Origin of the sequence: Marinobacter sp. AC-23 (assembly GCF_001858325.1) — a bacterium.
GTDB lineage: Bacteria > Pseudomonadota > Gammaproteobacteria > Pseudomonadales > Oleiphilaceae > Marinobacter.
This window is the reverse complement of sequence record NZ_MBPP01000034.1, coordinates 95588-112206: the sequence shown is the minus strand read 5'-3', so window position 1 is coordinate 112206 and position 16619 is coordinate 95588. Positions and strand designations below refer to the sequence as shown.

Sequence of the window (16619 nt, the reverse complement as noted above, 5' to 3'; positions counted from 1 at the left end):
GTTCCCGTTTTTGTCGTCCGAAAATCTGATTTTCAACTTCCAGACAAGGACTGCTTCGAAGGATCAATTTCCATCTGCTGTATGGCAATGACCGCTTGGGTTCGGTTACGAACGCCAAGCTTACGAAACACCGCTGTAATGTGTGCCTTGATGGTGGCTTCGGACACATCCAGATCGTAAGCAATCTGCTTGTTAAGAAGCCCTTCTGCCAGCATACCCAACACTCGGAACTGCTGTGGCGTGAGTGATGCCAACTTCTCAGAGAAGTCGGTGGTATCTGAATGCATTCGCTCAAGCTTGTCTGCAACACCCTCAGGCAGCCAGACATCGCCTTCAAGAATCCTGCAAATTGCTTCAGTAATGGTAGGCAGTGGCGCCGACTTTGGAATAAAGCCAGACGCCCCATAATCAATCGAGCGCCGCATTACCTGCAGTTCTTCAGAGCCTGACACAACCACCACTGGCAACCCGGGGTACTGCCCACGCATGAAAACCAGCCCGGAGAAACCGTGGGCACCCGGCATATTGAGATCGAGCAAAACCAGATCTGCATCCGGGTGCGAATCTACCGACGCTTGGAGTGCCTTGATGCTATCAACTTCTACGGTTTGTGCATCAGGTACCGCTTGATTGACCGCCTGTTTCAGGGCGGCCCGAAACAGCGGATGATCATCAGCGACGATAATTGTTTGTGTCATTAAGCCAAGTCCTCACAGGTTTGCGGCCGGCTTCCAGGCCTTATTTAAACTCACGACTGTCAATGAGCTCATCTACTACACTAGGATCTGCTAGCGTAGAGGTGTCTCCCAACTGGTCGTGCTCATTGGCAGCAATCTTACGCAAAATCCGGCGCATAATCTTGCCTGATCGTGTCTTGGGCAGGCCAGGCGCCCACTGGATAACATCCGGAGAGGCAATTGGGCCGATTTCTTTACGAACCCACTGTACCAGCTCTTTCTTTAGCTCATCAGAAGGCTCTTCGCCTTGCATCAAAGTCACATAGACGTACAGTCCCTGGCCTTTAATGTCATGGGGGAAGCCAACAACGGCGGCTTCGGCCACCTTGTCATGAGCACCAATGCGCTTTCAACTTCAGCCGTACCCAGGCGGTGCCCAGATATATTGAGCACGTCATCAACCCGCCCTGTAATCCAGTAATCACCGTCTTCGTCACGGCGAGCACCGTCGCCAGTAAAATACATACCCTTGTAGGCGCTGAAATAGGTCTGAATAAAGCGCTCGTGATCGCCATAGATCGTGCGCATCTGCCCAGGCCAGCTGTCCAGAATAACAAGGTTTCCGTCAGCTTTGCCTTCCTGCAGATTGCCTTCGCTATCTACCAACCCAGGCTTAACACCAAAGAAAGGCACCGTTGCAGAACCCGGCTTCAGGTCAACCGCACCGGGTAGTGGCGAAATCAAAATACCACCGGTTTCTGTCTGCCACCAGGTATCTACAATCGGGCATTCACTGTTTCCAACAACACGGTAGTACCACTCCCAGGCTTCCGGGTTTATGGGCTCACCCACCGAGCCCAGCAGTTTTAGGCTCTTACGGGTTGTTCCTTGCATGCAAGCTTCGCCCTCGGCCATCAGTGCCCGGATAGCGGTAGGCGCCGTGTAAAGGATATTCACCTGGTGCTTGTCGACAATCTGGCCCATGCGGGAGCTGTCGGGATAATTCGGCACACCTTCAAACAACACAGAGGTAGCCCCGTTACACAAAGGGCCATATAAGATGTAGCTGTGACCCGTTACCCAGCCGAAGTCTGCCGTACACCAATAAATGTCGCCATCGTGGTAATCGAACACATACTCGTGAGTCATGGAGGCGAAAACCATGTACCCGCCGGTTGTGTGCAGAACCCCTTTAGGCGCTCCTGTCGAGCCTGAGGTATAAAGCATAAACAAGGGATCTTCTGCATTCATTGGCTCTGGCGGGCAATCGGCAGAGGCCGTTGCCATCAGGTCTTCATAGCGCTCATCGCGCCCGTCAACCCAGGGCACGTCTTTATTCCCCGTACGGCTGACAACGATCACTTTCTCGACGTTCGTACCGCTTTCGTTCTTAAGCGCCGCATTCACATTCTTTTTCAGTGGAACCGCACGGCCACCGCGTAAGCCCTCATCAGAGGTAATAACGAAGCGTGATTTGCCATTGGCAACTCGAGCACCCAGCGCTTCTGGTGAGAAGCCGCCAAATACAACAGAGTGGATCGCACCAATACGCGCACAGGCCAACATCGCCACCGCGGTTTCGACGATCATTGGCATATAGATGGTGACAACGTCCCCTTTCTTAACGCCTAAGCCTTTAAGAACGTTGGCAAACTTACTGGTTTCCGTATGCAGTTCCCGATAGGAAACATGACGGGAATCAGAGGGGTCATCGCCTTCAAAAATAATAGCCGCCTGGTCGCCTCGAGTTTCCAGGTGACGATCAAGGCAGTTGGCAGACGCATTTAGCTGCCCATCTTCAAACCATTTAATGGAAACATTACTGTAATCGAACGTGGTATTTTTAACCTTCGAGTAAGGCTTAATCCACTCAAGGCGCTTACCATGCTCGCCCCAGAAGGCGCCTGGATCTTCGACTGATCGACGGTACATTTCGTCATACTGTTCTCGGTTCAGCAAGGCCCGTTTGGCCACGCCTGGGCTTACCGGATAAAGGTGTTTATCAGTCATAGTGCTCCCCTTTGATCAGAGTTTGTTGTCATTATCGGTTTTTGCTAATTCAGAGCGATAGGGCATGCAGGCCCTGCAGGCACATAGCTGTAGTTCAACATGTGTGCCACCACACAATGAATTAGACTAACGTCCTAATGCGCCTGAACTTTTAGCGTAAGAAGGTCAATAACCTACAAAAAATCAACGGCAATTTGCCAGGAGCTTGGGCTTCAACAAAAAGCATAGTTCGCTCTGCGCGAGAGGTAAACCAGCCCCGACAAACGGGGCCCGGTATGATCACGCCGCTTGCTTGCGAATCCGAGAGGTGCGAGGGCGCTGCGCTTTCCTTGCTTTGAGCGCGTAGCGGTTGAGGCCGGCAAGATGAATCTTGCGCAGATACACCGCCCAGTCAATCTGGCGGGCGTCCACTGGAAACAGAGCTTTGTCGACCTCTCCCATGCGCGAAGCCAGGGCCAGCAGGTCGTCATTGCGGAAAATGTAATCCGGTGCTGTGTAAAAGCCAAAAACGGTTGCGAGTGAACGCGTGGTATCAAGGTTTTGCAATATCTTGAGCTCGCCACCCTGCCCCAACATACCCACCAGGCGCATCATGCTGCGAGTCAGACTGAGCGGAATGCGGGCACCACTCACCAAGGCATCAAACAAAGAGCGGTTCACTGCAATAAAGGGTTTGACTGGCCGGCGATAAAACAGGTTCTCGTAGGCGGCATAATTGGTTTTGGCCTCTGCCATCAGGTGATCAATGAAATCACCCAGTGACACCGGATTCGAGCTGCCGCTGCAGCACTGGTAAATCCGAGGCCGTGGGGGTTCACCCAGTGCCTCAGCAGCCGCGAGAATAATGGAGTTCGCAACCAGGTCGACAGGAATGACATCAATAATACCGGAACGCTTGCCGGGGAATAAGGTTACTTTTTCCCTCGCGTAAGCAAGAATAATCGCATCCGCCACTTTCACGCCTTCAATCCAGCCAGGCGCGGGCTCTTCCAAAGCGCTTTCAATAATAGACGGGCGCAAAATGGTGAGCGCTCGCCCCTCCAGAGCCTTCATTAGCAACTGCTCACCCAGCCATTTAGTAAAAGTGTAGGTATCACTCCAGCCGTAACGGTTTGCCTCACGGATACCCAGATCCACAAGCTTGCGTTGCAATATTTTACCGGAATAGCGTGAGCGCACATCTGCAATGATGTCGTTAAGCACTCGAATCAGCTCTTCAATTTCGTAAAACCCGGAGGGGCTGCGGGGGATATCTTCACCAGCAGGCTTGATTACCGATTCTGTAATCTGACCAGAATTCATTCCGTTTACATAACAGGTTGAAACCTGAACAACCACGAGAGTTGGGTTTTGGTGAGCAAGCCTGGCAATATTTTGCAGACACTGGGTATTGATGGATAAGGCTTTATCAAGCTCTTCACGAAAATTAACGCTGGCGGCGGAATTAATAACGGCGTCGATGTCGCCTGCAAGTTTTCGAAATGCGTCAGGCTGCAAGCCAAAATCAGGTTGTGTTACCTCTCCGGTGACACAATGCAGTCGCTCCTCCAGAAAAGTCTCAAACGCCTCGCCGTTCTCTTGGCGCAACCGATCAAACACTGACGAGGTGGCAATTTCATTGAGAAAGCGGCCACGGGCATCTGAGTGTCGTTTATTGCCCCGTATTAGCAGGTGTATACCGCCGATGTCCGGTACTGCACGAATCAGTTTTTCCAGAACAACTTTTCCAAGAAACCCCGTGGTGCCCGTAACCAGAACGTGCTTGCCTCGAAGCTGCTCAAGTACCTTTGATGAAGACACTCCAGCCCCCTCTGTTTGCTTTGCCATGGTGAAAACTCCTTTTCTTGGATGCCAGCAGTAACCGATCCTTGCACAATCTTTGTGGTAGGGCGGTGACAAAGTGCAAGGTTATCACCAAAACTCGCACAACAATGTCAGCACAAAACGCTACTCTACAAACACCACCGATAAAATGACGGGTTAACCGGCATGTTTGTACTCCCCCTCAACACACGCGCTCAAGCGTCGTTATCTTTCTCATCCGCCAACGCCCGGAGTATCTGGCTCAGAGAAATATCAGAAGGCTGTTCTTTCAAGACTCGAACCAGGCTTGCCTGATCACCAAAACTGATGCGGTCATAAAAAGGCTCGGGGAGCACAGTCTGCGGCAAATTCTGCATACCTTCAGTGGTATCACCGGGAGATAGATCAGTGGGTGCGATTTCGCCAGCTAGATGTCTGAGATGCGCTGCCAGGTGCTTGCGCTGTTCCTGGCTCAGGTTTTCCCAAGCGATGGCGCTAAGCCCGGTCTGTATAATTTCTACGGTGTCGTTGTCGAGCGTGCGCCCCAACAGCGCAAACAGGCGCATAAAAGCAACGTAGCGCAGCATGGCGCTCTCATCTGAACTCCCGAGCACCAGTTCCAGTTCGCCAACTGCCTGAAGACAGCGCTCACGAGGACTTACTGCGGCGTCTGCTTTCTGCGCGCGGGCTGGCTGGCGCTTCGAAACTGAGTGCCAGTAGGCGGCTATGCCAGCTTTGCGAACAGGCAGTTGCGCCAAGCGCACATTAAGCATGTCAGCCAGGGTGGTGAACTGCCGGCAGGACGGATCAGACACGGGTAAGAGAGCAACAGGCCTTTGGTTTAATACCGACTGACGCAGGGTCTCATCACGCCATATTCCCCCCATATAATGCAGAGAACACTGCAGATGTCGCCGCGCAGCTGAATCAAGACGTTGAAATACCGAGCGGGCCTGGCTGGCACCTTGCGCCATGTTGATCAGCACACTGGGTGTTCTCCGGTACCCACGGCGCTTCAATACCTTGATCAGGGAAAAAGCGTCTGTCAGTGAGGCAGGATCCGGAGTCACAACCACACACGCCAGCTCCGCCGCTGCAATCATGTGTAAGCCTGTAGGCTGAAGGCCCGCGGCGGTATCCGTTATAACGTAATCATAGCGTCTTTCCAGTGCTGAAAGAGCGCGCAGGATACGAAAACTCTCCTCAGGCTCCATGCTCATACACTCTTGGACACCAGAAGCACCAGGCAAAATATGCAGGCCGTAATCCACTTCCAGAAGAATATCCTCAAGGCGGCATTCAGCAGCAACTACATTGGCTAGTGTTCGCTCAGGATAAAGGCCCAGCATGATGCTGACGTTAGCAAGATCTGTATCGCCATCCAGCAGCAACACACGCTTTTGTTGTCGGGCCAGCGTGAGTGCCAGGTTAAGGCTACAGATGTTTTTCCAACACCGCCCTTGCCGCCAGTTACAGCGATGGTTCTGGGTGGGTTCACCTTGTGCGTACGAGATTTCTGAGCACTCATAACAACCGACCCTACATCCTGGCAACAACAAACGGCATGCTGGTATGTAAAAATTGTACACATATCAACCTGCCGTGAATACGCTGATCAAAAAAAGAACAAAACGCTTTGATATCTGAGGTTTATTGTCTAAGCTCGATCTTTGACAATCAATAAATGAACAAAAAATCACAAATCGATCTCAGAGTGCGGCAGGCAAGCCTATGAATACAGTTCCGGATCTTCAGCTCCCGAGTCTTCCGGAAGTTACCCTGCGCGCTCTTGAGGCCTGCCGTAGAGATGAACACTACCGCGTAATCAGTGAAATCGTCGCGTCAGACACGGCTCTCGTGGTTCGGATTCTGGCATTGGCGAACTCTTCCCTTTATGGCCCTACCCCCGGAATTCGGTCAATCGATCAAGCCTTAATGCGCCTTGGAACCCGGCGTTTTAAAACGCTGATACTCACCGCCGCACTGCGACAAATCCTTTTTGAGCTGAGTGGCGGTGCCTGGCAACAGTTACGGGATTTTTGGCGACACGCCCTGACGACTGCTATGACCGCACGGGCTCTGGCTACCCTTACGCGTTACCCAGAAGTTGACGAAGCATTTATGTTGGGCATGCTCCATAACATCGGAGAGCTGATTGCCATTAAAATGCCAGATATCGAAACCGGGCAACAGTATATGGATCGGCAGGCAGACATCGCAGCCGAACTCGTTACATCCTGGGGAATGGGGCCATTGGCTGCAGATGCCATGCGCTATCAGCTGGCATTACCCTCAGAGTTGCGGGACGCCGGGCACCTGGTTAAGATCATCAGTCTCGCCACTCGCCTGGCCTTGTCTGATGCCGCCGGCATTGCTGCTGCGGGCACTTTGTTCGGGCTCAGCGAAGAACTGGTCCGGGAGATCAACCGGCGGATCAGTCAGGACGTGTCCACAATGGCGGAGTCTTTGGGTATCCCGCTCATTAACAGCTATAACGCTGAGCCCGCCTCTCAACAACTCCGCCAGATCGCCTTACGTCACGCCATCGCCCAGCAAGCCATCGGCTTTGTTGATCTGGCCGGTAAGAGTGGCGCCATTCTTGCCGAAACCGTTATTAGCCTAACCCTTATTACCGGGTTGCCTGCGTTGTGTTTCGGGTACGACGATGACAGCCTTGTTTTGCTTTCTGGTACCACAGGGCAGCACCCGAACCTGACGGTAAGCGCACAACCCGGCGGCAGTGTGCTAACGGAGGCTTTCGCCTCTCGAACACTTGTCAGTCTTAGCGGGCGCACGCCAAACATACTCGACCGCCAGCTTTTATCACTACTGAGAACACCGTCGTTGGTCGCTATCCCGGTGATAACGGGTGACAGCGTCCTCGGTGTTTTTGTGCTAGGAACCGATGGCAATACGCCCGGTGCAACCACAGATCTGGTACTCCTTTTTACTCATCAACTTTCAGGTGTTCTTCAAGAAAAGCGCACATCCCTGGAGAGCGTAACAGGCGAGACTGCCTTTGAGCATCAGGTCGTTCTGGAGCAGGTACGCAGGCAGGTGCATGAAATCAGTAACCCGCTGACAATCATCCGCCAATACATCCACCAGCTCAGAAATCGGCTAGAAGACCCGGGCGTTCAGGAGGAGCTGGATGTTGTGCGAGAAGAACTGGATCGCGCAGGCAATCTGCTACTGCAAATCAATCACGAGACAACCGGCGATACAGACGAGGGAGTGGCTGACCTTAACGCAGAAATACAAAGCCTTGCCCGGATGCTTGAAGACAGCCTTTTCAGTGGCAACAACCTGCATTTAAACGTGTTAACGTGTTTTGATCCGACGTTTGTTATTGCCGGTGCACCCGCTGTCCGCCAGATTCTGATTAACCTGATCAGAAACGCTGTTGAAAGCCTGCCTGAAACCGGAGGCACTGTTATAATTAAGACTTCAGCCCCAGTGTGGCAAGACCGCCGCAACTGGGTAGAGGTTGAAGTAACCGATACTGGCGAAGGCATACCCGATACGGTACGGGAAGCCCTGTTTACGCCGGGGAAAACCACAAAGGGGGAAGGCCACAGCGGTTTGGGTCTGAGCATTATGAAACAGCTGGTTGATGACATGGAGGGCATCATCGCTTGCCGCACAGGGCAGGACGGCACCACCTTCCGGGTCTTGCTGCCGGCGACCAACCGTGAAAATTCCGAATCTGACTGATGAAAAAGAACGAGTGCAGGCCGATGGCAACTGAAGAGCGCAACAGACGTCTATCGCAAGGGATGGCGCCACGCATTCTGGTCGTGGATGACGAGCCTCGCTTGGTAAGTGCACTGGCCACATTGCTGCTCAGCTACGGTTACCATGTCACCGAGGCACACGGCGGAAAACACGCATGTGACTTGATCGACACCTTGCGCTTCGACCTTGCCCTGCTTGACTTGCGCATGCCAGAAGTCGATGGTTTTGCGGTTATGGCTCATCTTGCGAACCAGCAGCCTGAGTGCGGCACCGTGGTAATCAGCGGAGAAAGTTCATTTACATCGGTCAGCCGTGCTCTTCGGCGCGGCGCTCTGGACTACATCCGCAAACCATTTGATCCGGAAGAACTCGTTGCAACCGTTAAAAACGTTGTCGGCAAACAATCGCTCCTCAAAGCCCATGAAGATATACAGGGGCGCTTGGAAAAATCTGAAGCCCTACATCGTTATATTGTAAACAGCTCGCCTGACATCGTTTTCATGCTTGATGCACATGGCCGCTTCTGCTTTATTAACAGCAAAGTAGAAAGCCTTCTGGGCTACAAACCAGCTGAACTCTGTGAACGGCACTTCCGGCATATTCTGGACGACCGTGATGTAACCAAGGGTATCTACGCACTCAATGCACCCGACGTTAGCGCAGACAACCCCCGCACCATAGAGATTCGCCTTAAAACACGCGGCAGCCGACAGGCAACGCGGCATTTTGAAATAACTGCGTTTCCCATTGACCCCCAGAACTGGACACACAGCAGCTACACTCGGGGCGGAGGCAGCGGCCAGAATGCCAGCTACTACGGAACTGCTCGAGACGTAACCGAGCGCAAAGAGGCCGAAGCATTTATTAACTTTCAGGCCTATCACGACCTGCTTACACGCCTGCCTAACCGCGCCTGTTCAAAGACCGCCTGGAACTGGCCATTACCCATGCACGCCGCTCAAACCAGAAGCTTGCGGTGATGTTTCTTGATCTGGACCGCTTCAAGATCATTAACGACACCCTTGGCCACGCCATGGGCGACCGGCTACTGCAAGCCGTAACCCAGCGCCTGGAGAGTTGCCTGCGCAAGGGCGACACCTTGTCACGCTTCGGTGGTGACGAATTCACCCTGCTACTGCCATCAATTCATGGCCAGGAAGACGCCAGCCAGATCGCCAGAAAGCTCATCCATACGCTCAAAGCACCCTTCAAACTTGGTGAACATGAAGTGTTCGTGGGCGTCAGTATCGGCATTGCCATTTATCCAGAGGCTGGAAACAGCATGGATCAGCTGATTCAAAATGCCGATATCGCCATGTATCACGTTAAGGCCCGGGGGAAAGACAGCTATCGTTTTTTCTCAGAGAGCATGAGCATCGACAGCACACATCGCCTGCAGCTCGAACGGGATCTGCGCCTGGCGCTTGCGCGAGATGAACTGCGGGTATTCTACCAACCCCAGGTTTGCGTACATACGAACCGAATTATGGGGCTCGAAGCTCTGGTGCGCTGGCAGCACCCTGAACGTGGCTTGCTCTACCCCCGGGATTTTTTGGGCCTGGCGGAAGAAACCAAACTTATTGGCCAACTTAGCGAACAGGTTCTGGACAAGGCTTGCCGAGATGTTGGCCACTGGATTCGCTCTGGCCACCAGAGCCTGCGTTTGGCCGTAAACCTCTCGCCTATCGAGGTAGAGCACCCCCGTTTTGTGGAAACCCTCATGGAGCGGGTTAACTCTAATAGGTTCCCTCCCGGCAATCTGGAGATCGAGATTACCGAAAACGTGATCATGAACGATCTTGAACAGATCAGCCAAAAGCTGCGCGAACTGGCAGACATGAATGTGCGTATCGCCATCGATGATTTTGGTACCGGCTACTCATCCCTCAACTACTTGCACAGGCTGCCCATCCACACGTTGAAGGTGGATCAATCCTTCGTGAACGCCATTCGTAGTGGCTTAGACGACGCCTGCATTGTTAACGCCATTGTGGCCATGGCTCACGGACTGAAGCTGGATATTGTTGCTGAAGGCGTAGAAACAAGTAAACAACTTGAGTACTTACGTACGCTTGGCTGCCATCAAGTTCAGGGCTTTTACTACGGAGCGGCACAGCCCGCTGCGGAAATCAGTAAATTACTGGCACAGCCGAAGATCGAAATGGTCGTGTCTGGCTAATTCTGACTGCATACACCTTATTATTGTCTGACATTCCTAGTCAAAACCTTGACCTTGTTTGCAAAGTATTATTTTGCGTTAACTTGTGTATCTCGAAATGCGCATTGCTGCACATAATTTCCCTACCCTGTTCACTAAGCTCAAATACACAAGACATTGGCCACCAAAACGCCTGAACATGTCGTTAGGGCAAAAATGACAATAACGGTGCCAGTATCCCAGTTAACAAGAACAGGCAGCAGTGATCATGCGCGACAAGTACCGCTACATAGGCCCGGTATACGATTTCCTCAGCAACCTCTACAGCGGCAAAAATATCCATCGCTGTAAAACCGCCATGCTGGATGTGGAGACAGTAAAACCCGGCGACCGGATCCTCTTTGCCGGTGTTGGCCATGGCAGGGACGCCATACGCGCAGCGGAACTGGGAGCAGACGTAACCGTTGTTGACCTGTCAGAAACCATGCTGCGAAAGTTCGGCGAAGCTCAGGAAAGCGAAGCACCCCACCTGACCATTCGCCGCATTCATAGCGACATCATGAAAGTGGATGAGGCCGGCCAATACGACATGGTCGTCGCCAACTTTTTTCTCAATGTATTTGACGAAACCATGATGGTGAAGGTTCTGGAACACCTGATCCAACTGGGCAAAGCAGACGCACGCGTTGTAGTGGGTGATTTTTGCTACCCAACCGGCAATGTGTTCTCGCGCATGTTCAAAAAGTTGTACTGGTATATGGCCGTTTTCACCTTCTGGCTATTTGCCAACAACGCCTTCCACAAAATCTACAACTACCCGGAGCACATGCGGCGCCTGGGCCTTGAGGTTACAGAGAAAAAGCACTTCAAGCTGATGAACATGGACTGCTATTGGTCAATTCTCGGCCGCAAGCAAGCGTAATCGACCGCCTGCAAGATAAAATAACCGGGGAAACATACAATGTCAGATCAGATCCTTGTACTCGACCAGGCCCCAGAACTTGAAGGCGCTGCATTTACCTTCAGTGAGCGGGTGGGTTATCTGAAGAGGTTTGGCGGCCACTCCCAATCCTTCTCCACCCTGCAGCCAGACATGCAGTATTTCGATATGCCGGGTGTGGGTTATGTGGCCTATATGCGAAAGTGGGGCACCACCATTGTTCTTTCCGACCCGGTGTGTGCACCGGAAAACTTCGGAGCGATTCTTGAACGCTTCCAAAAACGCTTTCCCAATGCCTCCTACGTTCAGGTTTCCAAGCCTGTTGTCGACTTTTTACACTTGCGTTTCGGCCTGTATGGAACACAGTTTGGCAGTGAATCACGAATCGACCTGGGCAAATGGTCCCTCAGCGGCAAGAAAAAACAGATTCTGCGCACCGCACTGAATCAGGCGGAAAAAAGCGGAATTACCGTGCAAGAACGCTTCAGCGACGACCATACCCGCGAAATTTCAGAAGCCTGGATTCGAACCCGCAAATGCAAAAGCAATGAGATACGCTTCCTGATTCGTCCTATGGAGATGGATTACCGGGAGAACGAGCGCCATTTCTACGCTTATCAGGATGGTAAGGCTGTTGGGTTTATCTATTTCGACCCGATTTATCGCAACAATGAAATCATCAGCTACGTGCCTAACATTTCCCGCGCAAACGCAGACTTCAAGCAGGGCATTTTTTATACCCTGATGGCGCATGCGATGGACGCTTTCAAAGCCGAGGGCGTTCCTTACCTGGATTTGGGGCTTATCCCGCTGTCCCTTGATGCCACCACGGAACATCAGGAAAGTCGGCTTCTAAAGCGAATCTTGCACGGTCTCTACAACAGGGGGAGTTTCATCTATAACTTCAAGGGGTTGGAGTTTACCAAATCACGGTTCCGGGGTGACAACTTCAAAACCTACTGCTGCCATAAACGGAGCATACCGGCCTTGGAGTTTCTTGCCATGTTCAAACTTACCCAGGTGCTATGATTTTACGGGCCAGCTCCCAGTAACCGTCTTTGGCTGCAGGCCCAAGCCCGCCATATAGCTAGCAACACCCCCGGGGACACCACCTGAGAAAAGAGCGGCAACCACGGGCGCATTTGGGGGGCCTTTGTACTCAAGCGCGTCGTCAAGCCTATCAACTTGCGCCAAAAGCCACGCGACACGACGGGCAATAGCGTCCCCCGAATCCACCCAGAACTTTACCTCCGGCAGGCTTTGTCTGAGGCTATCCAGTAAAAGCGGGTAGTGAGTACACCCAAGAACCACGGTATCAACTCCGGCGTCACGCAACCCCGCAACTGCATTATCAAGCTCGTCTTGAGGCACGGCCACTCCACGAACCAAATCCTCTGCCCACTGAACAAGCCCGGGGTGGCCCACTCGCTCAACCTGGCAACCGGGTGCAAACTCCCGGATTAGTTCATCGAGGTAAGGCCGGCGCACCGTTGCTGGCGTCGCCAGAAGGCCTATGCGCTTATTAAGAGTTTGTGCTGCGGCCGGTTTCACCGCCGGCACCACCCCAACCACAGGCACACCTGTTATTGCCCGTAAGTGCGGCAGGGCAACCGTGCTGGCGGTGTTGCAAGCAACAACAATAGCATCGCAAGGGTATTGTTCGAGCGCCTTTGCAATGAGCGTACAACAGCGCTCAACCACCACCGATTCGGGCTGGCCGCCGTAGGGAAAGGCGGCGTTATCGGCAAGATATACAATCGAAGCTGCGGTAGCTTTTTATGAACACAAGCCGCAATGCTAAGCCCACCAACGCCGGAGTCAAAAATCAGAATCCGGGGAGATCTTCTCTCACTCAAGGTTCAATAACTCCACCGGCGATCAGTTTTTCCATATCGCGAATCAGACGCCCGGAAATGGTGGTGTCAGGAGGCACTGGTGGCCTATTCCCGGGTAAAAACCAGCCAGCGTCCGCCAATTCATCTTCCTGAAGTACCAGCTCGCCTCCGGCATAATCCGCGAAAAAACCCGCCATCAACTGGTGCGGAAACGGCCAAGGCTCTGAGGCCCGATATTGAATGTTGGTAACATCCAGGCCGGTCTCTTCTTTCACCTCACGGGCAACTGCGGCTTCCAGACTCTCTCCGGGCTCCACAAAGCCCGCAACCAGGCTGTAAAACTGGCGTTTAACGCGAGACGACTTTGCCAGAAGATAACGATCCTGTTTGCGTATCACCACAATCACGCACGGGGCAAGACGCGGATACCAGGGAATGTTGCAGTGACTGCACCACTTTGCCCGCTCTAGCCGATGAAAACCCGTGCTGCCACCGCAGCGACCGCAGTATTGATGATCCCGAAACCACTGCCACACCTGAAACCCGGTGCTGAGCATGGCCGCTGGCACATCACTGATCGTCATCAGTGCGTCCCGCAGCGGAACAACATTATGGCCGGCACTCAACGATTCCGGCACCTCCGTCACGAAAACCGGGCGGCCACCGGCGCTTCCCAAGGATACAAAGCCAGCATTTCTAGCATTTTCAGGTATGCTTTCCAGTGGCTGCAACCAACCATCATCGGGCTTGAAAACACCAGAACCAGACAGCGCCAGCACAAGGTCTCCTTGTTCGGGTGCCTTGGTTGTCCAGCCGGGACTCCACTGAATTGTTGATGTTGCCATGTGCCATTGCACCTGAGTGATAAACGGGCCAGACCCGAATGTATCACAGAGCTGGGAGCATCAAGAATGCAGCAGCAGCTTTCCGGCTCTCACTCAACCAAGTAAACTTGGCGCCTGTTTTCATCGGAGCGACACTTTATGCGTCTTTACCAGGGTATTCGAAGCCTGATTCTGACCTTTTTCCGGAAAATTTTGTTTTTATGGATCCGGACAGATGTCAGCGGGAATAGCGTTGACGCACTGGGGTTGTCCTCCGAAAAACCTGTGTGTTACGTGCTGCAGTACAGTTCGCTGTCCAGTCGTCTGGTGCTTGAACAGGAAGTAATACGGGCCCAATTGCCAGGTGCAACCACATCGCTTCCCGTTAAGAACGGCCCTTCACACTCATTCTTTTTTCTGTACCGTCGCATTGGCAGGTCGTTCCGTAAACGCCAGGCACCCGTTCCCACCACCGAGTTTCAGGCATTAGTGCGTTACGGCCTCGAAAACCCTGAGCAAGATGTCCAGATTGTTCCAGTGTCTCTATTTTGGGGCCGCTCTCCCGACAAAGAAAAGTCGCTGGTCAAGCTGTTGCTGTCAGACACCTGGTCTGTCGCAGGCCGGCTGCAGAAGTTCCTGATTATTCTGGTACACGGTCGCAATACCTATGTGCAATTCAACAAGCCGCTCTCCCTGAAGCAGGTTGTCGACGAGTATCGTCATAGTGAGGAGCGCGCCAATCGCAAACTTGCCCGTATTCTGCGCACCCACTTCCGCAAGGTGCGGCAAGCCGTTTTAGGCCCGGATCTGTCACACAGAAGAACGCTTGTAGAGGGCCTCTTACGAACCCAGGCAGTAAAAGAGGCCATTCGAGAAACCGCAGCCAAAGAAGACCTCGCGCCAGAGAAAGTACGGGCCCAAGCCTATAAATACGCTGATGAAATTGCCGCCAGCATGTCCATCGTCACCATCCGTATTTTTGAGGTGCTGCTCGCCTGGCTTTGGAACCGCATCTACAAAGGCATTGCCGTTAACAACATTAAAGTAGCCAAGGAAACAGCACAGAACAACGCAGTAATCTACGTGCCCTGCCACCGCTCCCATGTAGACTATCTTTTGTTGTCCTACGTACTGTACAAAAACGGTCTTATGCCGCCGCACATTGCAGCGGGTATCAACCTGAACATGCCGGTTGTAGGGCCCATCCTGCGCCGGGGCGGTGCTTTTTTCATGCGCCGTAGCTTCCGAGACAATCCGCTGTATGCAACGGTTTTCAATGAATACATGCATGTCATGTTTTCCCGCGGCTACTCGGTAGAATACTTTGTGGAAGGTGGCCGTAGCCGCACCGGGCGAATGCTTCAGCCCCGCCCGGGCATGCTCGCCATGACAGTGCGCAGTTTTTTGCGTAATCATCGCAAGCCGATCGTCTTTGTTCCTGTGTACATTGGGTACGAAAAGGTCATGGAAGGGCGTTCTTACCTCGGGGAACTCAGGGGCAAGAAAAAACAGAAAGAAAGCGTGTTCGGTCTTGCTAAAACTGCCCGAAAACTCAGTAGTTCCTTTGGCAAGGTTTCAGTTAATTTTGGCGAGGCCATACACCTGTCTGAAGTGCTGGACGATGTCCGAGACACTTGGCGCGATGAGGCTTACGATTCGGAGTATCGCCCCGCCTGGCTTAACGAGGCGGTTTCCAAACTGTCTCTGAAGGTTGCCTCTAGCATCAATGCGGCTGTAGCGGTTAACCCTATTGGCATGATCGCAACGGTATTGCTTGGCACCGAAAGACTGGCTATGGATGAGGGCCAGCTTATTCGCCTTGCGGATCAGTATGCAGATCTTCTGAAAGTTTTCCCTTACGCCGATACCGTGACCTTACCGGAGGGCAACGGCAAAGATTGGGTGGTCTACTGCGAGTCCATGGGCTGATTTCGCGCCAACCCCAAAAACTGGGGGATATCATCGGCCTGGAAGGCAGCAATGCCACCCTGATGACTTACTACCGGAATAACATTCAGCACCTTTTCGCACTGCCCGCGCTTGTGGCCAGCCTGTTCGAGAACAAAAGCTCTCTCGCCCGAGATAGAATTGTTTATCTTGCCAGCGTAGCGTACCCCTACATTCAATCGGAACTGTTCCTGAAGTACCAACCAGACGAAGTGGAGGCGGTCATCAACCAGTGGATTGATGTTCTGGTAGATCAGGGCTTGCTGGTTGCTTTGGATAACGAGCGAATCGCCCGCCCTGAAGACGGCACCGATGCCATGCTGCGCCTGAGAGTGCTGTCCCGGTTCATCATCCAAACCGTAGAGCGCTATCACATTGCTCTGGGCATACTGCGCAAGTATGGCTCAGCCAAGATCACCGCAGCAGAACTTGAAGAACAGAGCACCCTACTGGCGGAGCGCATGTCTATATTGTTCGGGCTGAATGCACCCGAGTTTTTTGATAAGACACTGTTCCGAAACTTCATCGCCAACATGCAGAAAAACGGTGTTCTTACTACCGATGAAAACGACCTGCTCTGTTATGACGAGGGGCTGGATGAGGTGGCCGACGATGCGCGGCTGGTATTAAGCGTGGAGAAACGCCAAGCTATCCAGCAAGTAACGATGCTGGGTATCTAACCTGGGCACA

8 protein-coding genes and 3 pseudogenes are annotated in these 16619 nt (G+C 52.8%); 5 read left to right on the top strand and 6 right to left on the bottom strand.

What is annotated here, in order from left to right:
* Positions 1-32: 32 nt before the first annotated feature.
* The 4 genes and pseudogenes from BCA33_RS12290 to BCA33_RS12275 form a co-directional block, all read right to left on the bottom strand.
* Positions 33-698: a response regulator transcription factor gene (locus BCA33_RS12290; protein WP_071266229.1), complete on the bottom strand. Its 666-nt coding sequence runs from the start codon at positions 696-698 to the stop codon at positions 33-35.
* A gap of 40 nt (positions 699-738) precedes the next feature.
* Positions 739-2687, bottom strand: a pseudogene (acs, locus tag BCA33_RS12285) (acetate--CoA ligase).
* A 279-nt stretch (positions 2688-2966) separates the two neighbouring features.
* Positions 2967-4514, bottom strand: coding sequence for a fatty acyl-CoA reductase (locus tag BCA33_RS12280; protein WP_071266227.1), 1548 nt, complete (start codon positions 4512-4514; stop codon positions 2967-2969).
* 191 nt (positions 4515-4705) lie between these two features.
* The gene (locus tag BCA33_RS12275) at positions 4706-5884 is read right to left on the bottom strand and encodes a cellulose synthase operon protein YhjQ/BcsQ (RefSeq protein WP_254774361.1); all 1179 of its coding nucleotides are present in this window, start codon (positions 5882-5884) and stop codon (positions 4706-4708) included.
* Positions 5885-6221: 337 nt separating this feature from the next.
* Here BCA33_RS12275 and BCA33_RS12270 point away from each other — a divergent pair, with 337 nt between their 5' ends.
* The 4 genes and pseudogenes from BCA33_RS12270 (at position 6222) to BCA33_RS12255 (ending at position 12352) form a co-directional block, all read left to right on the top strand.
* Complete coding sequence (locus BCA33_RS12270) at positions 6222-8204, top strand: HDOD domain-containing protein (RefSeq protein WP_071266225.1); 1983 nt, start codon at positions 6222-6224, stop codon at positions 8202-8204.
* A gap of 23 nt (positions 8205-8227) precedes the next feature.
* Positions 8228-10404 (top strand): annotated as a pseudogene (locus BCA33_RS12265) (EAL domain-containing protein).
* A 247-nt stretch (positions 10405-10651) separates the two neighbouring features.
* Positions 10652-11305, top strand: a complete 654-nt coding sequence (locus tag BCA33_RS12260; RefSeq protein WP_071266223.1) for a class I SAM-dependent methyltransferase — start codon at positions 10652-10654, stop codon at positions 11303-11305.
* 39 nt (positions 11306-11344) lie between these two features.
* A complete protein-coding gene (locus BCA33_RS12255; protein ID WP_071266221.1) occupies positions 11345-12352 on the top strand; it encodes a DUF2156 domain-containing protein in 1008 nt (335 codons plus the stop codon).
* Here the strand turns inward: BCA33_RS12255 and BCA33_RS12250 are convergent.
* Positions 12347-13027 carry an aspartate/glutamate racemase family protein gene (locus BCA33_RS12250; RefSeq protein WP_368087247.1) on the bottom strand — a complete coding sequence of 227 codons (681 nt, stop codon included), beginning with the start codon at positions 13025-13027 and terminating at the stop codon, positions 12347-12349. The two genes, BCA33_RS12255 and BCA33_RS12250, sit on opposite strands and share 6 nt — an antisense overlap.
* A gap of 148 nt (positions 13028-13175) precedes the next feature.
* Positions 13176-14003: an NAD(+) diphosphatase gene (nudC, locus tag BCA33_RS12245; RefSeq protein ID WP_071266219.1), complete on the bottom strand. Its 828-nt coding sequence runs from the start codon at positions 14001-14003 to the stop codon at positions 13176-13178.
* A 138-nt stretch (positions 14004-14141) separates the two neighbouring features.
* Here nudC and plsB point away from each other — a divergent pair.
* Positions 14142-16609: pseudogene (gene plsB / locus BCA33_RS12240) on the top strand (glycerol-3-phosphate 1-O-acyltransferase PlsB).
* The last annotated feature ends 10 nt before the right edge of the window (positions 16610-16619 follow it).